At 70.6% G+C, this 252-nt stretch carries 1 protein-coding gene; it reads right to left on the reverse strand.

Annotation, left to right across the window (positions count from 1 at the left end; genetic code table 11):
* Window positions 1–197 (reverse strand): hypothetical protein (locus AC0IW9_RS31370; RefSeq protein ID WP_471652198.1); only part of this gene is annotated, 197 nt, incomplete at its 3' end.
* Between the last annotated feature and the right edge of the window lie 55 nt (window positions 198–252).

Consider the following 252-nt stretch of genomic DNA (forward strand, 5'->3'; position numbering starts at 1 on the left):
GCCTCGCCGCGGCGGAACAGCGTGGTGATCGCGAGCAGGAAGACGAGCGCGGCGACATCGAACGCGGCCATGACCCCGCGCCCGCGACCCCATTCGGGAATACCGACCGCCAGCGCCGCCGCGAACACGACGGCAAACAGCACGAAGCGTGGCGGCGCCACTCTTTGGCCGAGGCCCCACCACGCGTTTGTGCTCATGCGCGGGACGCTAGCGCTTGGCCGCGGCCTCGCCTAGATACCCGCGCGTCTATGG

The sequence above is a fragment of the Belnapia sp. AC561 genome, assembly GCF_979252845.1.